Here is a 23,875-nt window from a genome sequence, read left to right as displayed (position 1 = left end):
AACCACTACCGGTAGAGATGAGCAACTAGCGCAGGAAACCTTTTCTAGCATCGACCTGAATCTGGGAAGAGAAGCGCAGATTGTTGAGCCCAAAGCAGAAGCGGTTTTCGAGGTGGAAAACCTTGACGTGTATTATGGCAGTTTCCGGGCTGTTCATGATGCTACTTTTACGGTGCACAAACACGAGATAACTGCCATGATAGGTCCTTCCGGCTGCGGTAAAACTACGGTTTTGCGCTGCTTCAATCGGATGAATGACCTCATCCCCGGAGCTAGGGTGGAGGGTCGCTTGGACTTCCAGAACGTGCCCATTTACGATCCTCGGGTGGATCCGGTCGAGGTTCGCCGGCGCATCGGTATGGTGTTTCAAAAGCCCAATCCGTTTCCCAAGTCCATTTATGACAACATCGCCTTTGGTCCCCGGGTTACCGGTATGGCCAGAAAGAAAAGAGAATTGGACGAAATTGTGGAGCGGTCGTTGAATCGGGCTGCGTTGTGGGACGAGGTGAAGGACCGGCTGAAGGACTCCGCGCTGGGGCTCTCCGGGGGTCAGCAGCAAAGGCTATGCATAGCCCGGGCTGTGGCCGTTGACCCCGATGTGTTGCTGATGGACGAACCCTGCTCGGCTCTCGACCCCATTGCCACCGCCCGTATCGAAGATCTGATGCAGGAGATCAAGAGCGAGTACACCATCGTGATCGTCACCCACAACATGCAACAGGCCGCTCGCATCAGCAACCGCACCGCCTTCTTCACTGTCCAGCTCGATGCCACAACCGATCAGCGGTGCGGTCTCCTGGTGGAATACGACCGGACCGAGACCATCTTCTCGAACCCCTCAGACGAGCGAACCGAGAACTATGTGACCGGAAGGTTTGGCTGAGTGATGAGAACTATGTGACCGGAAGTTTCGGGTGAACAATAAGAACTATGTGACCGGAAGGTTTGGCTGAATAGCATGCAGAATGAGCAGGAGGTCGCGGTGGGGGAACTGCGAAAGTCCTTTCACGAGGAGCTGGACGAGATCCAAACGGGCATCGTTCACATGGCCGCGCTGGTAACCGAGGCCGTTCCCCGGGCAACCGAGTCGCTGTTGGAGTCCAACCTGGAATTGGCCCAGCAGCTCATTAATGCTGATGACCGTCTCGACGACCTGTCGGTTCATCTCGAGGAGCGCTGCCACAACGTGCTCGCCCTTCAGGCTCCCATGGCCGGCGACCTGCGAGCTCTCAGCACTGCTCTCAGGCTGAATGCCGAGCTGGAGCGGTCGGGCGACCTGGCGGTGAACATCGCCAAGGCCACCCGACGCATTTACGGCACCCGCTATGACGCTGCTCTTCGGGGCCTTCTGGTGAGGATGAGCGAGGAGGCCTGCCGGCTGGTGCGTCTGGCCATCGACTCCTACGTGGATGGCAACGCCGGTCTGGCCGCGGCCCTCGATGACATCGACGATCAACTCGACAACCTCAACCGCGAATGCGTGCAGGCGGTGTTCCAGGCTCACAACGAAGGGTCCATCGACCTTCAGGCCGCGGTGCACCTTTGCCTGATCAGCCGGTACTACGAACGCATCGGCGACCACGCCGTGAATATCGGGGAACGGGTGGTGTACATGGTCACCGGGTGGCTTCCCGAGTACACCGGTTCGGCGCGATTGCAGATGCGCAAGGACTACGATATCGATTCCGAGGCCCCGGAGTGAGTTCTGTGAACGTCACCGGACACCTGCCCTGGGCCGGGGGTATCGTGGTGTTCGTCCTATTGCTGGCGGGTCTGGTTCTGGCCGGTGTGGTGGCGTGGCGTGAGCACCGGCGTTTTGTGGGAGCCGAGGAGAATCGTCGCCGCAACGAAGCGCTGCACTCCCGCCGGATGGGTGAGTTGGCCAGGAGCGAAACCCGCCTCAGGCTGGCGCTGGATGCCATTACCCAGGGGGTGATAGTGGCCGATTCATCCGGTGCCGTGCTGTACCGCAACCCCTACGCCCAGCCGTTCACCGAAGCTCGCCACGGCGAGGCTCTGGTGGAGGCAACCGTGGCTGAACTCTTTGCCGAGGCGGCCGGGGGAAGGGTGGCGGAGCGGGAGGTGGAGTTGTTCGGCCCTCCTCGCCGGTGCTTGTTCATCTGCGCCATGCCGTTGCGGTTCGCCTCTGCCCTCGATGGCAGCGACGATCAACTCAGCCGCCAAAGCGGGCCGGAACTCGATCAACTCAACCGCCAAAGCGGGCCGGAACTCGATCAACTCAACCGCCAAAGCGGGCCGGAACTCGACAACCTCAACCGCCAATACGGGTTGGTGGGCCAGGACTTCGGCTTGGTGGCCCTCATTGATGATGTCACCGAACCCCGGCGGCTGGATGCCATGCGCCGAGACTTCGTATCCAACATCAGCCATGAGTTGAGAACCCCGATGGGGGCACTCAGCCTTTTGGCCGAGACCTTGATCGGTGAGACCGATCCCGAAGTGGTGTCCCGGCTGGCGGTGAGGGTGCAGACCGAGGCCACCCGGCTGTCCGATATCGTGGATGACCTGCTGGAACTCAGCCGGATCGAGAACAACGAGACTTCTGAGCGATACCCGGTGGTGATCCAGCAGGTGGTCACCGAAGCCCTCTCTCGGGTCAAGCCCGCCGCCGATCAAAAGCAGATGCTCCTGGATGTGGTTCTGCCCTCCCCGGACCTGGTGGTTCGAGCCGATCGCCGGCAGCTCACCACTGCGGTGTCCAACCTGCTGGACAATGCAATCAAGTACTCCGAGGCCGGGAGTCAGGTTGGGGTCACCACCCGGATCAATGGTGATTGCGTCGAGGTGGAAGTGCGCGACCAGGGATACGGAATACCCCTGAACCACCAGAAACGTATTTTTGAGCGGTTTTACCAGGTGGATCCGGCCCGGGAGCGGACCGGCGGCGGCATCGGTTTGGGCCTGGCCATAGTTCGCCATGTGGCCACCAATCACGGGGGCGAGGTCAAGGTGGAGTCCAAAGTGGGGGAGGGATCCACGTTCAAGCTCCTGGTACCGATCTCCGATGGCGCGCCGGAGCCCGAGGCTGATAGCCACGACCTGGACCTAGCAGCCTGGAGTGGTTCACGTTCGGCCCTGGCGGTGGGAATGCAGCCGGATCACCGTTCGGCGCAGCCGGTGGGAGCGTAATTGTGAGCGGGTCGGGTCGTGTGCTGGTTGTCGAGGACGAGGAGTCGTTCGTCGAAGCGTTGACGGTGGGGCTGACCCGTGAGGGGTTCACCGTGCGGGTAGCCCGCGATGGCAAGGAGGCCCTTGATTTTTTCAATGCGATTTCTCCCGACATCGTGTTGCTGGATGTGATGCTGCCCCTGGTTTCGGGGATAGATGTGTGCCGCCAGATCCGGGCCTGCTCCCGGGTTCCCATCATCATGCTCACCGCCAAGGGTGAGGAGATCGATGCCGTGGTCGGCCTGGAGGTGGGGGCGGACGACTACGTGACCAAGCCCTACCGGCTGCGGGAGTTGATTTCCCGGATGCGATCATTGCTGCGGAGGTCTCGATGGACCATGGAGAGCGAGATTTTCCGGGGGGAAACCATTGAGGTGGGCGATGTTACGGTCAACCCGGAGCGGCACGAAGTATGGGTTCGGGGCGAGCAGATCGAGTTGCCGCTGAAGGAGTTCGACCTGCTGGGGTTGCTGATGGCCAACGCGGGGCGGGTGCTGACCCGTGATGCTTTGATCGACCGGGTGTGGGGCAGTGACTATGTGGGTGACACCAAGACGCTCGATGTTCATATCAAGCGCCTGCGCTCCAAGATCGAGACCGACCCCTCGAATCCCTGCCATATAGTGACCATCCGCGGCCTGGGCTACAAGTACGTAACCGGAGTCGTCGCCGAAGCCGTCCCGGCCAAAGTTTCGGGTGGGGCGGTTCCGCCGTAGTCTGCCCGATGTGATCAGCACCCAGTTCTTGCGGCTGGTCAGGGTCCATACCCTTTCGGCGGCCGGCGATGCCATGGTCACCATCGCGCTGGCGGGGTCGCTGTTCTTCTCCATAGACCCCAGCGCGGCTCGGGTTCGAGTCACCCTCTACCTGGTTCTGACCATGGCCCCCTTCGCGGTGGTGGGACCGCTGATCGGCCCCGCCCTGGACCGTTTCCGGGGGGGTCGGCGGCACACGATCATCGCCATAAACGCCGCCAGGGCGTTCTTCGCCTTCTTGATGATTTCCAACGTTGATTCCTTGCTGCTGTTCCCGGTTGCTTTCGCCATGCTGGTGCTTCAGAAGAGCTACGGCGTGACCAAAGCCTCCATGGTGCCCCTCACCGTTCGTGACGAAAAGCAACTCGTGGGGGGCAACGCCCGCCTGGCTCTGGTGGGGAGCCTCTCCGGCATCCTCGGCGCGGGTCCTGCTCTTTTGGTCAACCTGATAGGGGGAGCTTCATGGGTGGTTGGTCTGGCCATGGTGGTTTACGTACTGTGCACCCTGGTCTCGTTCGGGTTGCCCCAGGGTGAAACGGTGCCGGAGCAGGCCGACCATCACGAGTCGAGCAAGCTGCGGGGTGTCGGGATTCGCAGAGCGGCATTGGCCACCGGCACTTTGCGGGGCATTGTCGGGTTCATGACGTTTCTGGCCGCGTTCGCTTTTCGGGGTGGTGCCGACGACGTCAACCTTTCCGGGGTGGGCAAGGCATTCGGAGCGGGTGTCCGTCATGCTCTCCAGGGCGATGTGGCTTCCGATGCCAGCCCGGTGTGGAAGCTGGGGCTCGTGGCGGTGGCCACCGTCTGCGGGTTCCTGACCGGATCGCTGGTCGCCCCCAAGTTGCGGGATCGGTTCCTGGAGGAGGCGGTGATTGCCACTGCGCTGGCCGGGCTGTTCGTTGTGGGCGTGGTGGCGGCCTGGGGGGGAGGTTTCGGCTCGACGCTGCTGCTGGCTCTGGGCGTGGGTGCCACGGCCAGCGTGGGCAAGTTGGCCTTCGACTCCATCGTGCAGCGCGATGCCGAAGGGGCCAACCATGGGCGCGCCTTCGCCACATTCGAGACCCGCTTCCAGCTCTTCTGGGTGATGGGTGCGCTGATTCCCGTGGTCGTTCCCATCCCGGCCCGGCTGGGGTTCTTCCTCATCGCTGTGGCGGCGGCGATGGCCGGCCTGAAACTTTGGATGATGTACACCCCTAATCTGGTAGATCGATTCGGGCCAGCCACAGGCCGGGGGCATCCACCTCGGCAGGAGTAGGGAGTTCACGCGCGGAGCTCCACAGCCGGGCCAGACCGCCGGCCCCGGCCCGCTCCACCACCCCGCCGGCAAAGGCTGCTCCCCGGTCGTACTGATCCTGGGTGAGCTTGAGGCCGAATAGCTGTTCGATGAAGCGGTCGGCCGTGCCGGTTGTTGCTCGCCGCCGGCGAAGGGCCTCGCTGAGGCGCGAGTATGAGCCGATAAGCCCGTGCCCGATGCTGTCCATCGTCCAGTCCACATAGCCGGTTATCACCGTCACCAGAGCGGTGATCTCCGGTAGCAGAACCCGCTGGTTCGGCGATTGGATGGCCCCCAGGATTACCTGGGGATCGCCCAGCACCGACTGGAGGCTGCTCAACGAATCGGGGTTGGCCAGGTCCAGGTCCCGCATCCGGCTCTCCAGCGCACCGGGATCGGTGTTGAAGCTGGAGACGTAGTTGACCAGCAGCTCGTTCAACCGCTGCCCCACATGGGGAACCGACAGCACCGCGTGATGGGTCAATTCGTTCAGGCACACCCACAGCCGCAGGTCGGAGGAGTCCAAACTCCAATCCTTGGCCAGGGCATCGATGCTGGCCGGTATCACCATCAGTTCCTCCCCGTCGCGGGGAATGGGTAGGTCGTACTGGCCCAGGCTCCGGCGAGCCAGATTTCCCACCATGCTGCCGGCGGTCATGCTCAGCATGGTCGGGCTGAGCATCTTCATGATCTGATTGAACATGGCCTGAGTCGGATCATCGGGTGTGTCCTCGGTGGGGTCCTGGCTGGCCATCTTTCCAATGGGCATCAACAGATGCCGGTAGGAGTCCAACGTGGCGGTGGCCCACTGCGCTCGGGTCACGGGCACCACCGACGCGGTCCGGCCATCCCGGGTGATCGACAGTCCGGTGGTATCGACCACTTGAAGCTCGGCCACGCGTGCCAGCTCGTTCAGGGCCATCCGGTCGGCGGGGTCAACATTGGGTTCGGACTGCCCATCGGTGGCCAGTGCCACTGCGAACTGGCGCGCCCCCTCCCACACCGATGAGGCTTGCTGGGAGAGAAGCTTGCTCAAGTCCCCGAAGATGGGTAGATCCTTGAAGGGATTGAACTCGTCAGGTGAGTCGAAGCCGTCCACGCTGCTTTATGCTACTGCCGTGAGTCCGTTGACCGTTGTGGTGGCGGGGGCGGGCGGGACCGTGCCGACCTGTTGGACGACAACCGCAAGAACATGAGTCCGTTGACCGTTGTGGTGGCGGGTGCGGGCGGACCGCTGGGCCACCGGGTATGTCGGCGACTGGTGGATCATCCTCGGGTAGGTACGGTGGTCGGCCTTGATTTGCGGGCCGATCCCGGGATCGCCGGGGTGGATTACGTCTCCGGCGACATCACCGAGATTGACCTCGACACCCGGCTTGGCGAAGTGGATGTGCTTGTCCATCTGGTATCAGCGCTGGAACCGTGGCCCGACGGCGCTCCCGATGGTGCCAGTGATGGTGAGGTAACCCGAACGCGGAGAGTTCGTCCACCGGCAGGGGCAGCCCGGGCTCCCGATGGTGCCAGTGATGGTGAGGTAACCCGAACGCTCTTGGAGGCTGCTGGGTCGGCCGGGGTAGGTCGGCTCGTGCTCATGTCCACGGCCATGGTGTACGGCGCATGGCCCGATAACCCTGTTCCGCTCACCGAGGCCTCTCCCTTGCGGCCGGTACCCGGCTTCAGCTTTGCGGTGAACAAGGCCGAACAGGAGCGGTTTGCTGCCCGGTGGGCCGAGGATCACCCCGCGGTGGACATCGTCACCCTGCGGCCCACGACCAGCCTGGCTGAGGATCATGTGGGGTGGGTGGCCCGGTCTTTGCGCTCAGCCACCAACCTCACCCGCGAGGGTGAGGTTCCGGTCCAATTCCTCCACCTGGACGATCTGGCGGCTGCGGTCGAACTGGCGGTGGTGGGCGATCTGAGCGGGGTGTACAACGTCGCCCCGGAAGGCTGGATCAGCAGCGGAACCACCCTCGATCTCGAGGGGCTCACCCCCCGTGTCCGCCTGCCGGAGCAGTTGCTCGGTCGCCTGAGCATGTGGTGGTGGAGGCACCGACCCAACGTTGGAGGTGCAGCAGTGGAGTCGCCGACGTTGCTCGGCCGTTTGAGCGGGAGGCACAGTTTGGTACCCACCTGCCCCAGCGTGTTCCAGTATGCCCGGTTTCCCTGGGTTGTGGGCAGCGATCGACTCCGGGCCGCGGGGTGGACCCCCCAGTACACCAGCGATCTGGCCTACATATCCGGGCACAAGGGCCACCGGTGGGGCATGTTGGATTCCCGCCGCCGCCAGCAACTGGCACTGGGAGTTGCGGTTGCGGGGGTGCTGGGGCTGTTGTGGGGATTTCTGGCGGTCGCCCGCCGCCTGCTGCGTTAGCGGTGCGGTTGCGGGTTTACACTCAACCTGTGAATCCGCCCGAAGCCGCTGAGACCTGGACGGTCAGTCATGTTGTTATCCCATGAACCCCAGCCCGTCTGTGAATCCGCCCGAAGCCGCTGAGACTTGGACGGGGCTCAGCGAAGCGCCGCTGTCGCTGGATCGGGTGCTGGCCTGGGTGGGTCGACCGGATTGTGGGGGCATCGTTTTGTTCAGTGGAACCGCCCGTGACCATTCCGAGGGCCGCCAGGGGGTAAGTGTGCTGGAGTACGAGGCATACCATGAGCAAGTGGTACCTCGACTGGAGGCTCTGGCTGCCGAAGCCCGGGTTCGATGGCCCGGCATCGCAAGGGTGGCGTTGCTGCACCGTGCCGGCCGGGTGGAGATCGGTGATTCGGCAGTTGTGGTTGCCGTATCCGCCCCGCACCGCCCGGAGGCTTTTGCCGCGGCCCGGTTCTGCATCGATGGGCTGAAGGCGACGGTTCCGATTTGGAAGCGCGAGATCTGGGAGGGTGGTGAGAGCTGGGGTCTGGAGTCCCAGCACATTGCCGAGGCGTTCGCTCTCGGGGAGTCCCAGCACATTGCCGAGGCGTTCGCTCTCGGGGATGCCGATGATCCCCAGGATTCGCAATCGACTCCCTCCCGAGCTGTGATTTCCTCCTCAGCAGGCGGGGCTACCGGCTGATCCCATGGCCCGGGACCTGGCTATCGATCTGGGTACGGCCAACACGCTGGTCTACGCCCGCGGCCAGGGGATCATTCTGAACGAGCCCTCGGTTATCGCGCTGAACCGGAGGACCAACGAAGTGCTGGCCATGGGGCGTGAGGCTTGGCAAATGATCGGCCGAACGCCGGCTCACGTCGTGGCCGTCCGCCCGCTGCGTAAGGGGGCGATCACCGATTTCGAGATCACCCAGCGCATGATCCGGTTGCTGCTCCAGCGGGCCGGGGTCAATCGATTCAGTCGCCCCAAGGTGGTTGTCTGCGTGCCATCGGCGATTACCGCGGTCGAACGCCGGGCGGTGATCGAGGCCTCCCGCCGGGCGGGGGCGGCCGAGACCCGGCTCATCGAGCAGCCGCTGGCCGCGGCCATCGGGGCTTCCTTGCCGATCAATGAGCCCGTCGGCAACATGGTGGTGGATATAGGGGGGGGAACCAGCGAGACCGCCTTGATCTCCATGGGCGGGGTGGTTGCTCTCAAAGCCATCCGGGTGGGGTCGTTCGATATCGATGCCGCCATCCAGGCCTACGTTCGGCACCAGTTCGGCATTGCCATTGGGGAGCGCACCGCCGAGGGGGTCAAGATCACCATCGGTTCCGCGGCTTACACGGCTGGTGAGTGCAGTGCCGAGGTTCGAGGTCGCAATCTCATGAACGGTTTGCCGGAAACCATTGTGCTGTCTCCGTTCGAGGTGCGGGCCGCCATAAGCGAGCAGGTCATGGCCATCGTTGACTCGGTGGTGTCGTGCCTGGTCGAAGCTCCTCCCGAGCTGTCGCAGGATGTGATCACCCACGGCATCCACCTGGTCGGTGGGGGGTCGCTGCTGCGGGGAATGACCGAACGGCTGTCTCAGGCCGCTGAAGTTCCCGTGAGTCTGGTCGGTGCCCCTTTGGAGGCGGTGGTGGTGGGAGCGGGCCGATGCCTCGAGTCCTTCGATGATGTTCAGGCCATGTTCATGGAGTGAACTCGGCTTGGTCGGGGTGCTTATTGAGCGATGATGTTCAGGCCATGTTCATGGAGTGAACTCGGCTTGGATGAGCATCTCGGCTGCATCCCTGGTCTGCCGGTCGCGGTCTTTTGCTGCTCGGCGGAGGGCGCTTTCCACCTCGGGGCCGTCGAACGGGGCCAGGGCCAGTATCGCCCGGCGCCGGACGGCGGCCCGGTCGGTGGTGGCCGCCAGGATGGCATCCAGCCCATCCGGATCGCCCACCGCTCCCAAGGCGGCGACGGCCGCTTCCCGCACCAAAGGGTTGGGATGGCCGGTGGCCAACTCCCCCAGGCGGGTCACGGTGCTGGGAGCGGTCGCCTCCTGCTCCCCGCAAGCCCAGGCCGCGACCTCCACCACCTCATCGCAGGAGTCGTCCAGCAAAGCGGTGAACGGTGCCTCATGTCCCACAGCCTCATGTCCCACAGCCTCAGGATGTCCCACAGCCAGGGTGATGGCCCGCATCCGCACCTTCGGTGACGGGTCGCTGAGCGCGCCGGTCAGATCCTCATTGTCCAGCGCCCCCATCCGGGCGAGGGCACCGTAGGCCGAAGCCCGTGTGGCGGGGTCAGCGTGGCTTTTGGCTGACCTTGCGGTTGCCATGTCCCCCACATGGCCGGCGACCACCACGTCGCGGCGGCTGAACCTCCCGGCTTTCCGTTTGGGCTCGGGGGGTTCTTCGAGTTTGCCCATCACACCAGCGTTTCCAGCCCGATGGTGATGCCGACAAAGAACAGGCCGACCAGAACGGTCAGCCCCGCCCCCATGAGTATGACCACACCGATGAGGGCAACCCCCGCCCGCAGGCGGTGCCACCAGCGGAACCGGGATCTCTCGCCGTAGTCGGCCCGGTACGATGCGAGCACATCCCGCTCCTGCCTTTGCGCTCGCCGGCTCGCCCACCGTTTCCGCCACCAGCTCGATGACATCATCGGAGTATCGTCGAGTCGGGATCCACGAATGCGCGACCAGTCAATCACAGAAAACCCCAGGATAGCTCCGCTCGACATGGACCGTACACCGTCGTGGTGGCGGCGCAATCTGGCCTGGCTGATACGACCCCGGCGGCGTGATCGCCAACGTACACCGTCGTGGTGGCGGCGCAATCTGGCCTGGCTGATACCCGGGGCCGGGCTGGTGGTTATCCTGGCGATCCTCGCGGTGGTGTTCAGCTTCTGGCGCACCGACCAGGTGGCAGTTCGACCCGGCTCGGTGGAGGAAGTGCCCTCCCGGATCACCATTTCGGGTGCGGAGGTGTTCCCCCCCCAAAGCCAGGTGGCACTGGTGACCGTGTTGGTGAGCGAACGCCTGACCATCTGGCAGCGCATCGGTGTGGAGTTCGAGTCGGGGGTGGACATCGAACCCGAGCGGTCCTTCACCGGCGACGGGACCCGCAGCGAACTGCGGAAGCTGAACCAGCGGCGGATGGAGTCCTCCCAGGAAACCGCCGTTGTGGTGGCGTTGGAGCATCTGGGTTACGACATACCTCGGGACGGGGTCGTGGTGGTCGAGGTGAGGAGCGGGACTCCTGCCGCCGAGGTGTTGGAACCAGGCGATGTGATCGTAGGGATCGAAGGGGTTCCCGTGGCTGATCTGGCCGACCTGACCGGCGCTCTAACCTCTTTCGATGCCGGTCAGACGGTTGCCCTGGACGTGGATCGGGTGGGTGGCGAATCGGTGGAATTGGTGGAGGTGGAGTTGATCGAGTTCCCCAATGGGGCCGGCCGGCCTGTGATCGGTATTGGGGCGCGCGAGCGGATTGCCGTGGACGAGTTACCGGTGGACGTTGCCATCGACAGCGGCAGGATCGGGGGGCCATCTGCCGGTTTGGCCCTCACGATCGGGATCATCGACCTGTTGACCCCCGGCGAGCTTACCGGGGGAAGGAGGGTGGCGGCCACCGGCACGATCTCCCTCGATGGTTCAGTGGGTACCGTCGGGGAAGTGGATCAAAAGGCCATCGCCGCGGTCCGGGCCGGTGTGGATCTTCTGCTGGTGCCGGCCGCCAATTTGAGCGAAGCCGTTGCCCACGCTGGTGACGACATGCAGGTAGTGGGGGTCACATCTCTGCAAGAGGCTCTGGACGCGCTGGCCCCGTCGTGACGGGGCTACGATTTGCACTATGGTTGAGCGCCCTCCCGTAGAGCCTTCCTTTGGACGGTTGGATCCCGGTGGGGTGGGGTCCTCCCCAGTGCCGGGGCATGCCGAGCTCACTGAGGTGGTATCCCGGATAGACCGGCTGGTCGGGGAGCTGGAGAGAACCGCCGAGGCCATGGGGTCGCGGCCGGATATACCGAGTGCCGGCGAAGTGGTGGAATTGTTGGAGCAGGCCGGTGAGCGGGCCCGATCATTGGTCGAGTTGCTTCAGCAGGCTCGGGAGCAGGCCGAAGCCGAGGTCGAGTTGCTTCAGCAGGCTCGGGAGCAGGCCGAAGCCGAGGTCGAAAAGGGTCGGGCCCAGGGCCGGGAGATCGTGGAGCAGGCCAAGACACTCCGGCTGACGGTGCTGAGGGACATGGCCCGCCGTCGCCAGACGGCACGAGTCCAGGTCGAACGGCTCCGGGCCGGACGTGACAAGCTGATGGCTACCCTGCTCGAAGCCCGGCATTCCATCGACCAGTCCCTGGAATTGGCCAAGCTGTCGCTGGCCGAGGCCAAAGTTGTGGCCGATACCGCTGCTCGTAGGGTTGAGGAAGAAACCGGCCCCTCCGACTTGGCTCTGCTGTCGGAGTTGGACGATGCCCAAACCGTGGGAATGATCCCGGATAGCGGTCCGGTGGAGGTTGTGGTTGAGCATCCCGTGCTGGCTGGTGCGGGGGACGGCGAGTGCGATCCGGTTGTGGTTGAGCATCCCGTGCTGGCTGGTGCGGGGGACGGCGAGTGCGATCCGGTTGTGGTTGAGCATCCCGTGCTGGCTGGTGCGGAGGACAGCAAGCAGGTGGAGGCCGTCTTTGCCCGCCTGCGATCCCGCAGCGATCCGCCGCAGGAAGATCGCGAAATCATGCGGGATGCTGCAAAGATCCCAGCCGGCGACGAGTAGCCTTACCCCGGTATGCGAGTTCCCAGAAGTGCGTCCGGATCGCGCCAACCATCTCGGCCGCGGTTCTCGCGCCGATCCAAGATCATCTTGGGGCTCATCGTGTTGGTGCTGCTGGTCACCATCCTGTCGTTGCGGGGCCTTGCTCGTCTCTGGACCGACTACTTGTGGTTCGACCATCTCGGCCACGGGGGGGTCTGGGGCGAGATCCTGATCTACAAGATAGTTATTTCGGTCGTTTTCATCGTCCTGTTCTTTTTGTTGCTGTACTCCAACCTGGCACTTGCCGACCGCATTGCTCCCTCCTCCCGACCGCCCGGGCCGGAGGAGGACTTGCTTCGCCACTACTACACCGCAGTGGGTCATCGCCGCCGGTTGGTGAGCGTCGTAATAGCCGTGCTGCTGGCCCTTATCGTGGGTGGGGGTACCGGTGGGGAATGGCAAAAAGCCATGCTCTTCTTCAACAGCATGGACTTCGGCTTGGACGATCCGCAGTTCAACCAGGACATCGGCTTTTACATATTCCGGCTGCCGTTCATCCAGTTCCTGGTCAGTTGGGTGTTCCGGGCGCTCATCATCGTGGCGGTAATCACCGCGATCGCCCACTATGTGAACGGCGGCATTCGCTTCCAGACCAACGGGCAGCGGGTCACCCCCCAGGTGAAGGTGCATCTGTCGGTGCTGCTGGCCCTCATTGCCCTGGTTCGGGCCGTTGGCTACTGGTACGACCGCTACAGTCTCAACTTCTCCACCCGGGGTCCGGTACACGGGGCGTCCTACACCGACGTGAACGCCCAGTTGCCCGCGCTCAACCTGCTGCTGTTGATCTCGGTGCTGTCGGCGGTCCTGCTGGTCATCAACATATGGCAGCGGGGTTGGGTGCTGCCGGTGACCGCGGTGGGTTTGTGGATGGTTGTCGCCATCATCATGGGGGCGATCTATCCGGCGGTTATCCAGCGCTTTCGGGCCGAACCGGAGGAGTCGAAGAAGGAAGCTGTCTACATAGAACGCAATATCGAAGCCACGCGCCATGCGTTGGGCATCGACAACGTGATCGAACGGCAGTTTTCTCCCGACACCGAGATCACCGTGGAAGAGTTGGGTAGTAGTCCGAGCGTGAGCAACATCAGGTTGTTGGATCCCGATATCGTGCCCAACGCATTTCAGGTGGAGCAGGCGGAGCGCACCTTTTATACCTTCAACAATGAGGTGGATGTAGACCGCTACGAGATCGACGGCGAGGTAACCGAAGTGGTGGTGGGAGCCCGCCAACTCAACGTGGATGACATCCCCCAGCCTTCCTGGGAGGGGCGGCACATCCAGTACACCCACGGTTACGGAGTTGCGGTGGCTCCTGTGAATGCGGTTACAACCCAGGGTTCTCCCGACTTTGTGGTGGGAGATGTGCCGGTTGTGGCCAAGAGCGATTTAAAGGTTACCCGCCCGCAGCTCTACATCGGGGAGAACCTTACCGGTTACGCCATCGTGGGGGCCTCGATCCCCGAGGTTGACTACACCGAGGCCAACGAGACCGTGCCGTATACCTATAGTGGCAGCGAAGGTGTCGGAATTGGCAGCTTCTTCCGCCAGGTTGCATTTGCCCTGAGGTTCGGCGACATCAATCCTTTGATCTCAGGTTTCGTAGAGGGCGACTCCAGGATCATCTTCAATCGTGACCTTCGCACCAGGGTGCAGAAACTGGCACCATTCCTGGAATTGGATGCTGATCCCTATCCGGTTATCCACGACGGCAGGGTTGTGTACATCATGGATGCTTACACGACCAGCGACCGCTATCCCTACAGCCAGGTTCCCGATGTGGGGGACCTAGCCCCTCAAAGCGGTCTGCGCAAGAAGTTCAACTACGTGCGTAACTCGGTGAAGGTTGTGGTGGATGCCTATAACGGCGACACCACCTTTTACGTGCTCGACCCCGAAGACCCCATCATCCAGGTGTGGCGCAAGGTGTTTCCGAGCCTGTTCGAGGATTTCGACAAGATGCCTGCCAACCTTCAGAACCACCTGCGTTACCCGGAAGATCTTTTCCGGGTTCAGACCACCATGTGGGCCCGCTACTTCATAGATGATGCCGAGACTTTTTACGCCAACTCCGTTACCTGGGCGGTGGCTCAGGACCCTGGTACCCGCATCACCGCTCGCACCTTCCTCGATGAGGTTACCGATGCCATTGCCGCCGAGGAGACGGCCACTGCATCGGCAACTCGCCAGCTAGAGCGCAGGATCCGCCCGTTCTACCAGCTCCTCCAGTTGCCCGAGGAAGAGGATCTGGACTTCGTGATATTCAGAACCTTCGTGCCGGTTTCCGGGTCTGGTGATGAGGAGGATGAACGCAAGGAGTTGACCGCGTTCATTGCGGCCAAGAGCGACAAGGACGAGTACGGGGAGCTGGTGGTTTACACCGTGCCCGACACCAGCATTCCCGGTCCGAGCATCGTTGATGCCAAGATTCAGGCCGATACTCAGATAGCCGAAGAGTTCACCCTGCTCAACCAGCAGGGATCAACCGTGCTCCAGGGCAACTTGCTGATGATCCCGGTGGGCGATTCGCTGCTGTTCGTGCGGCCTGTTTACGTGCAGGCCACCGGGGACACCGAGTTGCCCCAGGTCAAGCGGGTGATTGCCGGTGTCGGCAACGACGACGACTTCGTGCTGCGCATTCGTCCGACGCTGGAGGAGGCTCTGGCCGCCCTTTCCGATCCTTCGGCACCCCCCATTCAGCCGCCCCGGGCTGCACCCGAACCGGACGATTCCCAGCCGGCGCCCGCGGGCGAGCCTCCGGTTACCGGTGAGGCTCCCCTGGATGAAGACACCCGGCAGGCTCTGAGCGAGCTCATTTCGGAGTTGCGAACCACCCAGGATTCCATTGACGAGGATCGCCGCCGGTTGGATGGCCTCATCCAGGAACTCGAAACCCTGCTCGACCCCTCCGAGGGCTAGCTCGAAACTCTCTGTAAACCCTCCGGCGGTTAGCTCGAAACTCTCTGTAAACCCTCCGGCGGTTAGCTCGAAACTCTCTTTAAACCCTCCGGCGGGGTAGTTCGGCTCGAGCCACTCAGTCGATCTCGGTGCTGGTGAGGTGCCATGAGGTGTAGATCAGCCCGGCCAAACCCACGGCAACGGGTACCACATACGACATGGTTACGGAGCGCTCGGCCAGGCGTATGCTCACGCCGGTGGCATCCGACAGGATACTCAAGGGGTAGCTGCGCACCGATAGGCGAGCGAACCAGTCGCCCAACTGGGACAGCAGCAGTTCCCAGATGGCGATATAGCCCAGACCGATCAGCAGCGACCGCTTGAAACGCAAACCCAGGGAGACGAATATCCCCGAGTAGGCCACAACCGCCAGCGCGGTTGTCACCGCGGTGGCTCCTACAAGTTGTTCCACCCCGGTTATTGCTGCGGCGGTCACGGTAACCGCCACCGCAAGGGGGCCCACCACGCTCACCACCGCCGCATAGGCCGCTACGGCTATCCGGTAGCGACCCACCGGGCGAAGCCAGAGGTAAACCAGCGTGCGGTCTTCCACTAGGTCGCCCAGCACGGCTGAGCCCAACGACAGGGCAATGAACGGGACGAAGATGTTGATGCCGTAATTGGCAATGCTCTCGGTGGCGGATTCAAGTCGATTGCTGGTGGTCCGGGCCACGAAGGCCAGCAAGATGGCCACGGCGCTCAGGCCGGCCAGAGCTATGAGTCGGCCGGGGTTGAGCTGGCTGCGAACCAACACCCGGTACACATGAGTGTTCATTGCCCCACCGGGTTCATCTTTGGCAACGTCATTGTCATTGCCCCACCAGGTATTTGAACACGCTCTCCAGGTCGTCGTCCAGGGGTCGCAGTTCCAGTAGCGAGGCGCTCTCATCGCGGGCCGCAGGTGCCACTGCCCGGCGAAACGCCAACGCATCGGAGGTGTGAACCACAACGGAATCGTCCTCTTCCAGCCGGCATCCGGAGATAACCCCTTTGTGCAGAAGGGCTATGGCCAAGGCTCGGGGTTTGTCGGTGCGAATGTTGATGCGCAGCGGCCGGTCGTCCATCAGGTTGCGGATTTCGTGGAAGTCGCCCTCGGCTGCCAACCGGCCTTGGGCTATCACCAGCACGCGGGAGCCGAACCGCTGCACCTCGTCGAGCACGTGGCTGGACACGATCACGCACTTTCCTTGCTCACCCAGACGATGAAACAGCGCGATCATCTCCCGGCGTTGCCGGGGGTCGAGGCCGGTCAGGGGCTCGTCCAGGGCGATCACCACAGGATCGTGGACTATGGCCTGTGCCAGTTTGATGCGCTGACGCATGCCTTTGGAGTAGGTGGAGAGGTGCCGGTGGTCATCCGGATCCAACTCCACCGTTTGTATGGCGTGTCGGGCTGCTTCGGAGGGGTTGGCAACGTTGTACAGGTTGGCCGCCAACTCCACGAACTCCCGGCCGGTCATATGATCCAGCAGTGACTCCTGCTGTGGCACCATGCCCAGGCGTCCGAGTACCCCCACGTCGGCTCGGGGGTTCTTGCCCAGTATGTTTACGGTTCCGTTGGATGGTTTGGCCAGCCCGCACATGATCCGCAAAAGGGTGGATTTGCCCGCCCCGTTGGGCCCCAACAAGGCCGTGACACCCGCTCCAATGCTGAAGCTCACATCCGATACGGCCACCAAATCGCCGAACCATTTGGACACCCCGATGGCCTGCACCATTGGCGGTGCGGTGGGCTGCGGTGTTGCGGCCCCCATTGGCGGTGCGGGAGGCGGGTGTCCAGCGGTGTTCATCCCTTCACCTCGATGTTCTGATAGCGCCAGCGAGCGAACAGTCCGGCTGCGAGTATGAAGCCAACGGCGGCCAGAAACACCGACCACGTATCCACGTGCCTGATTACATAATCTTCAATACCAACCTCGCCGTAAATGCGAAAGACCGCTTCCACCGGCAAGGAGATCAAATCCACGAGCGCCCACGAATCGCCCCATTTTGCACCCTCGGAGAGGCCTCTACCGATAGCCAGGCTCACCAGCGGGATTAGGAAAACGGCTACGCTGGCCCGGGTGCGCCGATCGGTAAGGCTGGAAATTGCCAGCGATAGCGATGCCCAGAACACCGCCATCATCACCCCCGCGGCAAGCAGCCGCCCCAACTCTGCGAACCAGGCATTAACCCCGTCAGGGCCGGTACCATCCAAGGTGAATGCTATGAGCATCAAAAGCTGAGGCCCCATGGTCATTATTCCCAAAACAGCCACCACTGCGGCGAACTTGGCTACCAGGTAGGTGTCCCGGTTCAGCGGGGATGCCAGGTACAAACCGAGCATGCCGCTGCGGCGGTCGGTGCAGACCGCTTCGGGCGCTACGAACGCGGCGAACAGGAACAGCGCCCACACGATGATGTCGTAGTAATCACCCGACTTGCCCATAGGCAGCTCGTCGGTGCCCGGAAGCAAGGCGGCTATACCGACAAACACGATGGCGGGCACGAAAGCGATCAGCAAGGTGATCGCAGGCAGCACCTTCTGCCAGTTGGACCGCTTCAGGCCGAGCACCCGCTGCACGGTGTGATAGGCCAAGTTCAACATGGCGCTACCGGGGCTGTGGCGAGGACCCTCGTAGGCCACGTAGCCCCGGTCGTATATGCGGGCCTCGGTCATCGGGAAGCCTCGATGAACACGTCTTGCAGGGTTGTCATTGCGAGGCCTCGATGAACACGTCTTGCAGGGTTGTCATTGCGAGGCCTCGATGAACACGTCTTGCAGGGTTGTCATTGCGAGGCCTCGATGAACACGTCTTGCAGGGTTGTCATTGCGAGGCCTCGATGAACACGTCTTGCAGGGTTGTCATTGCGAGGCCTCGATGAACACGTCTTGCAGGGTTGTCATTGCGAGGCCTCGATGAACACGTCTTCGAGGCTGGTACGTCCGGGCTCCAAGCGGCGCAAGCCCAGGCCCAGATCGGCAACAAGGTCTCTCACCAGGTCGCCCACCTCACCACCTCCGGTAACGGTGACCGCTTGCCCCTCCACGCTTGCTTGAGCGCCCCTGGCGGCCAATGCCTCGGCCAGCGGGCGGGGATCATCATCCAACTCCACCCTGATGCCGTTGCTCGTGTCCTTCATGTCCCGGAGAGAACTGCTGTGTCCCACCACACCGTTGGTGAGGATCAACACCGAGTCGCACACCCGCTCAACCTCTTCCAGCAGGTGGGACGACAGCAATATGTCGATGCCGAACTCGCGGCCCACCCGCCGGATGAGCTCCAGCATGTCGTCTCGCTGCATCGGATCCAGCCCGTCGGTGGGTTCGTCCAGCAGCAGCAGATCGGGATCGTGGGCGATGGCTTGGGCTATCTTCACCCGCTGGCGCTGGCCGGTGGACATGGTGCCGATGGGTCGAAACCTCTCCTCCCCCAACCCGACCTGCCACAAAGCGTTGCTCGACCGCTCGGTGGCGGCTCTGCGGGGCAGCCCGTGAAGTTGAGCAATGTGGCGCACCAGATCGGCGGCCTGCACATCGCCGGGAAGGTCGTGGTGCTCGGGGGCGTAACCCAGACGGGCCCGTATTTCGGCCCCGCTCCGATCGGGGTCTGCTCCCAGAACGCTCAGCTCGCCACCCTGGCGGGGGCGCAGGCCCAGGATGAGCCCCATGAAGGTGCTCTTGCCCGCGCCGTTGGATCCCAGCAGTCCGGTGACCCCTCCCCGTACCTCGCAGTCCAACCCTCTCAGCACATGGTTGGAGCCGTAGCTCTTCTGCACCCCCCGAGCGGAGATGATCGCCCCGGCCATGGGTGGATCCTATCGCTTTGGGTTCGAGTTGGGTGCTCGTGCCGGTAACCAACTGTCACCACAGCCGGTAGCATGAAACCGTGGGAACAGATCCAGCCATAGGAACCCATGAAACCGTGGGAACGGATCCAGCCATAGGAACCCATGAAAACGTGGGAACGGATCCAGCCATAGGAACCCATGAAAACGTGGGAACGGATACAGGGGTGGGCAACCGTGGGAACACATCCAGGGGTGCAGTGGTTGTAGCCTTCAATCGGTTAGTTAAAGGGAGATGCCAGTGACATTGGAAACCGTCCGTGACCCAGCGACCCTGATCGAGATCACCGAGTTGGTGGATCGGCTGCTGGATGCCATTGATGGGGAACTCACCAGCCGTTCCCGGGTGGTGGACGGTCTGCTGGATCTGCGGCTGGTGGCCGCCGATATGCCTGAGATGGTGGCCCAGGTTGACGACTGCCTGACCTCCCTGCCCGGCAACACCGCAATCACCAACCGCTTGTGGATGGAAATGCTGGGCGAGTTCCGCAACGCTGCCACGAATTAGGGGTGCCGGCGTTCCAGGCTTGCTTCTCGAGTGCTGGTCAGCCGTGGTTGGCTGACGACAGGGCCAGGGCCGCGTTGATGAGGCCGAGGTGGGAGTAGGCCTGGGGGTGATTGCCCAGCAGTCGCTCCGTTCTGGGGTCGTACTGCTCGGGGAGCAGCCCGGTGGGGCCACATAGATCCAGGTAGCGGTCGAACAGGGTGCGGGCATCGTCGAGTTGGCCGATGAGCACGTAGGCCTCGATCAGCCATGAGGTGCAGATCAGGAATCCGCCCTCCATGCCGGGCAGCCCGTCGTCGTGACGGTAGCGGTACACGGTGTGGCCGTCGCGCAGCTCGCTCTCCACCGCCTTCAGGGTGGATACGAACCGGCTGTCGGTGGGAGGTATAAGCCCGCTGAGGCCGATCCACAACAAGCCGGCGTCGATATCGGTGGAGCCGTAGGCGGAGGTGTAGGAGCGGCGCTGTTCACTCCATCCGTTCTCGATCACATCGGCGGCGATCCGGTGGCGCAGGGGGCTCCAGCATCGGGCCAGATCCCGGTCCAATCTCTGGGCGATTTTTATGGCCCGGTCCACCGCCATCCAGCACATCACCTTGGAGTGCACATGGTGGCGGGGTGGGCGACGTTCCTCCCAGATGCCGTGGTCGGGTTGGTGCCAGCGGGTGGCTACCGCCCCCACCACCGCTTTCACCAGTTGCCAGTGCCGTTCGGTCAGGGTCATTCCGACCTGGCACAGTTGCCAAGCCAGGTTCACCACCGGGCCGAACACGTCGAGTTGCACCTGGTGCTCGGCGGCGTTGCCGATCCGCACCGGACGGCTTCCCGCATACCCGGCCAGTTCGGGCAGCACCGCCTCGGGCAGGGCCTCGTCCCCCACCAGCGGGTACACCGGTCGTAGCTGTTCTGGGCTGGGGAGGTGCTCCACCCGGTCGAGAATCCAGTCCAGCAGGGCACCGGCCTCCTGGGTGCTGCCCAAAGACAGCAGTGCGGCTGCGCTCATGCTGGCATCCCGGGGCCAGCAGTACCGGTAGTCCCAGTTGCGTACCCCGCCCATGACCTCGGGAAGGCTGGTGGTGGCGGCGGCCATCACCGCCCCGGAAGGCTTGTAGCACAGCGCTTTCAGTACCAGCGCCGACCGCGCGACCTCCTCGGCGGCGACCGGCGGCAATGTCAAACCCTCCACCCAGTCTCGCCAGTACTGTTTGGTGATCCGGCGGCGGTCGGTTTCAGCCCTCCCGGATCGGGGAGGGTGGAGGTGGACACCGAGGCACAGGGTCAACTCCAGAGGGGTCCCGTCGAGCTGGACATCCGCTACTGCGGTCTGGTGAGGGCCGTCGTTGACAATGTCCCAGCTCACTCCGGGGGATAGCAGGATCATGGTCTCGGCCGCTCCCCACACCCCAAGACCACCGTTGGTTACGTGCACCCCGGTGGGGGCTCGGCTGAAGTCCAGCCTGGGGGCGAACTCGATACGGATACGCCCGGTTCCTTCGACGACCCGGATCAGGTTGGTGCGGCCCGCCGATGCTGACGACCCACTAGGTATCTGAACCTGTTCTGGTAGTGGCCCACTAGGTATCTGAACCTGTTCTGGCGATACCGATGACCCCTGGTCGGAGCAGTCCAGGTAATCGGTCACCGTTATGTCCGACCAGCGAGTCTCGGTGATCATGGTGCCGTCCAGGTAGCGGTGCGAGATGGGTGGGCTCTTGTCGTGGCGGCTGATGGAGAAATGGCCGGCCCTTGCCCCTCCCAGCAGCCCCGCGAACACCGCTGGGGAGTCGGCTCGGGGGTGGCACATCCAGTTCACCGAGGCATCGGCGGTTACCAGTGCCACGGTGCTCTGGTTGCTGAGCAGGCTGTGGCGCTCGATGGGCAGGGCGTGTTCACCCATCAGCCAGGCTCTTCTCCGCTCGGCCAGCAGGGCCAGGGCTTGAGCCACCTCCAATGGGTTTTCCAGCCGGGCATGGGCCAGGGTCAGACCGGGGCCCACTTTGAGCCCCAGATCGGGGCCTCCCAGATGGGCAAATGCCTGCTCGTCGGTCACATCGTCTCCGGCGAAAACCACGGCCTCGGCTGATACTTCTGCTCTCAGCCGATCCAGGGCGTGACCCTTGTTGAGGTCCAGCACCGACAGCTCCATCACCATCTTCCCGCTTTTGAGATGGACTCCCTCCCATTTGCCCGGGCCGTTCAATATCGCGTCCAGCGCCTCCGCGGCGATCTCGGGGTCGGCTTTGCGATAGTGAAAGGCCACCCCTGCCGGTTTGGGTTCGATGATGAACCCCAGGTCCCGGCGAGCGATCTGGTTCAGTTCTTTCAATAACCGATCGCGCAGGTCCTGCTGCTCGGGCCGCAGATCGTCGGCGAAGCCCACGTCGAACTCGCTGCCGTGGCTCCCCACCAGGTGAATTTCCTCGGGAAGGCGGCTCAGCGCGGCCAGATCCCGCAGCGCCCGTCCGGAGATAACCGCCACATGGGTGTCGGGCATGGAGGCCAGTTGTCGCACCGCGGCCACCGACTCCCGGGTGGGACGGGCCTTATCGGGGTTGTCGGTTATGGGCGCAAGCGTGCCGTCGTAGTCGCAGGCCACGAGCAGCACCGGTACCCGGGCCAGCTCCTTGAGCCTGGTTTCAACATCCTTGCCCACCAGGATCGAGCCGCGGGTGTGAGCGCTGCTGGAGTTGTGCTCGTTCAATGACGTTCCTCCAAACGAGCGAGAAAGCGCTCTTTCACCGGAGCTTCCCCAGTCGAGTCAAAAAGCGCTCTTTCACCGGAGCTTCCCCAGTCGGGTCAAAAAGCGCTCGGCCCATCGCTGGGCGGTGTTGGTCCTCACCACCCGTCTCATGGCCCGCATGGCCGGTTCGGCGTCGGTATCGGAGCGGTGAGCAGCAGCTTCCATGGTGGTTTTCAACCCCTCGATGTCGTGGGGATTGATCAACTCGGCGGTTCGCAGTTCCTGGGCCGCTCCGGTGAACTCCGACAGAACCAGAACCCCCGAATTATCGGTTCGGCAGGCCACATATTCCTTGGCCACCAGATTCATGCCGTCCCTCAAAGGGGTGACCAGCATTACATCGGCGATGAGGTACATGGCCACCAGCTCCTCGATGGGGTGACTCCGGTGCAGGTAGTGGACCACGGGTCGGCCCATCACCCCGAAGTTCCCGTTCACGTCGCCCACCTGCTGCTCCACCGCTTGGCGGACTTCGGTGTAACCGGTCACCCGCGATCTGCTGGGCTCGGCTATCTGCACGAGCACGCAGTGGTCAACCGGCAGCCGACCCTCGGCCAGTAGTTCCCGGAAGGCCCGCAGCCGAACCTCGATGCCCTTGGTGTAGTCGAGGCGATCCACCCCCAGCAGCACGGTGGTTGGCGAGCCCAGGGTGCGGCGAATCTCGGCTGCCCGGGTCCGCACCGTTGGATCGGTGGCCAGCCCGACAACCCGGTTGACATCGATACCGATGGGGAAGGCCTCCACTTGGGTGGTCATGCGGTCGTGTTCGATGACCTTGCCCGTGGTTTTGGCTCCGGTAATGCGGGTAACCGACCGGCAGAAGTTGTGAACTCCCAGCGGGGTTTGCAGGCCGATCAGATCGGCCCCCAGCAGGCCGTTGATTATCTCGGTCCGCCAGGGCAGGCGTATGTACAGCTCACGGGCGGGGAAGGGGATGTGGAGGAAGAATCCGATCCTGAGGTCGGGACGGACCTGCCGCAGCATGCCGGGCACCAGTTGCAGGTGGTAGTCGTGGATCCACACCGTGGCCCCGGGTTGGCTCAGTTCGGCCACGGTGGTGGCGTAGCGCTGATTGACGGTCCGGTAGGCATCCCACCAGGTGCGGTGGTATTCGGGCGGCACCAGAGCATCGTGGAAGAGCGGCCAGAGGGTGGCGTTGGAGAATCCTTCGTAGAATTGTTGGATTTCTCCCTGGCTAATGCCGACCGGATGGCACTGGAACCCGTCCGTCTCGAAGGGTTCGGCTCCGGCCCCGGGAATCCCCGACCAGCCGACCCAGACCGCATCGGGGTTGCCCGACATGACCGGCCTCAAAGCCGACACGAGCCCGCCGGGACTCGGAACCCAACGGGCGGTGTCGCCCTCCCACACCCTTCTTACCGGGAGCCGGTTGGCCGCGACCACGAAGTTCCACTTCTGGTCCACCACGGCCACCCGGCCAAGCTATCGCACCACCAATCAGCCGAAAGGGTATTGG

General features: G+C 63.2%; 22 protein-coding genes. 12 read left to right on the top strand and 10 right to left on the bottom strand.

What is annotated here, in order from left to right; translation table 11 throughout:
• Positions 1–25: 25 nt before the first annotated feature.
• Positions 26–157: a hypothetical protein gene (locus tag ACOGXC_RS11675; protein ID WP_419920101.1), complete on the bottom strand. Its 132-nt coding sequence runs from the start codon at positions 155–157 to the stop codon at positions 26–28.
• Here ACOGXC_RS11675 and pstB point away from each other — a divergent pair.
• The 5 genes from pstB (at position 113) to ACOGXC_RS11650 (ending at position 5,199) form a co-directional block, all read left to right on the top strand.
• On the top strand, positions 113–883 hold the full coding sequence (pstB, locus tag ACOGXC_RS11670; RefSeq protein WP_419918359.1) for a phosphate ABC transporter ATP-binding protein PstB: 771 nt from the start codon (positions 113–115) through the stop codon (positions 881–883). The two genes, ACOGXC_RS11675 and pstB, sit on opposite strands and share 45 nt — an antisense overlap.
• Positions 884–958: 75 nt before the next feature.
• Entirely contained in the window at positions 959–1,702 is a 744-nt protein-coding gene (gene phoU, locus ACOGXC_RS11665; RefSeq protein WP_419918358.1) for a phosphate signaling complex protein PhoU, read from the top strand.
• Positions 1,699–3,150: a sensor histidine kinase gene (locus tag ACOGXC_RS11660; RefSeq protein ID WP_419918357.1), complete on the top strand. Its 1,452-nt coding sequence runs from the start codon at positions 1,699–1,701 to the stop codon at positions 3,148–3,150. The genes phoU and ACOGXC_RS11660 overlap by 4 nt, the downstream gene beginning before the upstream one ends.
• 2 nt (positions 3,151–3,152) lie before the next feature.
• Positions 3,153–3,905, top strand: coding sequence for a response regulator (locus ACOGXC_RS11655; RefSeq protein WP_419918356.1), 753 nt, complete (start codon positions 3,153–3,155; stop codon positions 3,903–3,905).
• Positions 3,906–3,915: 10 nt separating this feature from the next.
• On the top strand, positions 3,916–5,199 hold the full coding sequence (locus ACOGXC_RS11650; RefSeq protein WP_419918355.1) for an MFS transporter: 1,284 nt from the start codon (positions 3,916–3,918) through the stop codon (positions 5,197–5,199).
• Here the strand turns inward: ACOGXC_RS11650 and ACOGXC_RS11645 are convergent.
• The gene (locus tag ACOGXC_RS11645) at positions 5,138–6,316 is read right to left on the bottom strand and encodes a zinc-dependent metalloprotease (protein WP_419918354.1); all 1,179 of its coding nucleotides are present in this window, start codon (positions 6,314–6,316) and stop codon (positions 5,138–5,140) included. The two genes, ACOGXC_RS11650 and ACOGXC_RS11645, sit on opposite strands and share 62 nt — an antisense overlap.
• 111 nt (positions 6,317–6,427) lie before the next feature.
• On the opposite strand from ACOGXC_RS11645, the gene ACOGXC_RS11640 reads away from it, so the two are divergent.
• The 3 genes from ACOGXC_RS11640 (at position 6,428) to ACOGXC_RS11630 (ending at position 9,273) form a co-directional block, all read left to right on the top strand.
• Positions 6,428–7,588: an NAD-dependent epimerase/dehydratase family protein gene (locus ACOGXC_RS11640; RefSeq protein ID WP_419920073.1), complete on the top strand. Its 1,161-nt coding sequence runs from the start codon at positions 6,428–6,430 to the stop codon at positions 7,586–7,588.
• Positions 7,589–7,670: 82 nt separating this feature from the next.
• Complete coding sequence (locus ACOGXC_RS11635; protein ID WP_419918353.1) at positions 7,671–8,273, top strand: molybdenum cofactor biosynthesis protein MoaE; 603 nt, start codon at positions 7,671–7,673, stop codon at positions 8,271–8,273.
• A gap of 4 nt (positions 8,274–8,277) precedes the next feature.
• Positions 8,278–9,273, top strand: coding sequence for a rod shape-determining protein (locus ACOGXC_RS11630; protein ID WP_419918352.1), 996 nt, complete (start codon positions 8,278–8,280; stop codon positions 9,271–9,273).
• Positions 9,274–9,321: 48 nt separating this feature from the next.
• Here the strand turns inward: ACOGXC_RS11630 and ACOGXC_RS11625 are convergent, their stop codons facing one another.
• Together ACOGXC_RS11625 and ACOGXC_RS11620 are read right to left on the bottom strand one after the other, a co-directional pair.
• Positions 9,322–9,987 carry a HEAT repeat domain-containing protein gene (locus tag ACOGXC_RS11625; RefSeq protein WP_419918351.1) on the bottom strand — a complete coding sequence of 222 codons (666 nt, stop codon included), beginning with the start codon at positions 9,985–9,987 and terminating at the stop codon, positions 9,322–9,324.
• Entirely contained in the window at positions 9,987–10,160 is a 174-nt protein-coding gene (locus tag ACOGXC_RS11620) for a hypothetical protein (protein WP_419918350.1), read from the bottom strand. Before ACOGXC_RS11620 ends, ACOGXC_RS11625 begins: the two co-directional genes overlap by 1 nt.
• A gap of 142 nt (positions 10,161–10,302) precedes the next feature.
• Between ACOGXC_RS11620 and ACOGXC_RS11615 the strand changes: the two genes are divergently transcribed.
• From ACOGXC_RS11615 to ACOGXC_RS11605, 3 genes are all read left to right on the top strand, one after another.
• Positions 10,303–11,397, top strand: coding sequence for a PDZ domain-containing protein (locus ACOGXC_RS11615; RefSeq protein ID WP_419918349.1), 1,095 nt, complete (start codon positions 10,303–10,305; stop codon positions 11,395–11,397).
• Positions 11,398–11,485: 88 nt separating this feature from the next.
• The gene (locus ACOGXC_RS11610; RefSeq protein WP_419918348.1) at positions 11,486–12,331 is read left to right on the top strand and encodes a hypothetical protein; all 846 of its coding nucleotides are present in this window, start codon (positions 11,486–11,488) and stop codon (positions 12,329–12,331) included.
• A 12-nt stretch (positions 12,332–12,343) separates the two neighbouring features.
• Entirely contained in the window at positions 12,344–15,286 is a 2,943-nt protein-coding gene (locus tag ACOGXC_RS11605) for a UPF0182 family protein (protein ID WP_419918347.1), read from the top strand.
• A gap of 115 nt (positions 15,287–15,401) precedes the next feature.
• Here ACOGXC_RS11605 and ACOGXC_RS11600 read toward each other — a convergent pair whose 3' ends face one another.
• From ACOGXC_RS11600 to ACOGXC_RS11585, 4 genes are all read right to left on the bottom strand, one after another.
• Complete coding sequence (locus ACOGXC_RS11600; RefSeq protein WP_419918346.1) at positions 15,402–16,100, bottom strand: hypothetical protein; 699 nt, start codon at positions 16,098–16,100, stop codon at positions 15,402–15,404.
• Between the two features lie 34 nt (positions 16,101–16,134).
• A complete protein-coding gene (locus ACOGXC_RS11595; RefSeq protein WP_419918345.1) occupies positions 16,135–17,115 on the bottom strand; it encodes an ABC transporter ATP-binding protein in 981 nt (326 codons plus the stop codon).
• Positions 17,112–17,984 carry an ABC transporter permease subunit gene (locus ACOGXC_RS11590; RefSeq protein WP_419918344.1) on the bottom strand — a complete coding sequence of 291 codons (873 nt, stop codon included), beginning with the start codon at positions 17,982–17,984 and terminating at the stop codon, positions 17,112–17,114. Before ACOGXC_RS11590 ends, ACOGXC_RS11595 begins: the two co-directional genes overlap by 4 nt.
• Before the next feature lie 224 nt (positions 17,985–18,208).
• The gene (locus ACOGXC_RS11585) at positions 18,209–19,114 is read right to left on the bottom strand and encodes an ABC transporter ATP-binding protein (RefSeq protein ID WP_419918343.1); all 906 of its coding nucleotides are present in this window, start codon (positions 19,112–19,114) and stop codon (positions 18,209–18,211) included.
• 280 nt (positions 19,115–19,394) lie between these two features.
• Between ACOGXC_RS11585 and ACOGXC_RS11580 the strand changes: the two genes are divergently transcribed.
• Positions 19,395–19,661, top strand: a complete 267-nt coding sequence (locus ACOGXC_RS11580; RefSeq protein WP_419918342.1) for a hypothetical protein — start codon at positions 19,395–19,397, stop codon at positions 19,659–19,661.
• Positions 19,662–19,698: 37 nt separating this feature from the next.
• Here ACOGXC_RS11580 and otsB read toward each other — a convergent pair whose 3' ends face one another.
• Together otsB and ACOGXC_RS11570 are read right to left on the bottom strand one after the other, a co-directional pair.
• The gene (gene otsB, locus ACOGXC_RS11575; protein ID WP_419918341.1) at positions 19,699–22,359 is read right to left on the bottom strand and encodes a trehalose-phosphatase; all 2,661 of its coding nucleotides are present in this window, start codon (positions 22,357–22,359) and stop codon (positions 19,699–19,701) included.
• Positions 22,360–22,431: 72 nt separating this feature from the next.
• Positions 22,432–23,823, bottom strand: coding sequence for an alpha,alpha-trehalose-phosphate synthase (UDP-forming) (locus ACOGXC_RS11570; protein WP_419920072.1), 1,392 nt, complete (start codon positions 23,821–23,823; stop codon positions 22,432–22,434).
• Positions 23,824–23,875 lie beyond the last annotated feature (52 nt).

This window comes from Candidatus Poriferisocius sp. (genome assembly GCF_965202595.1).
Taxonomy (GTDB): domain Bacteria; phylum Actinomycetota; class Acidimicrobiia; order Acidimicrobiales; family Bin134; genus Poriferisocius.
Note: the sequence above shows the minus strand (reverse complement) of the source record. Positions and strands in the feature narration are given on the sequence as shown.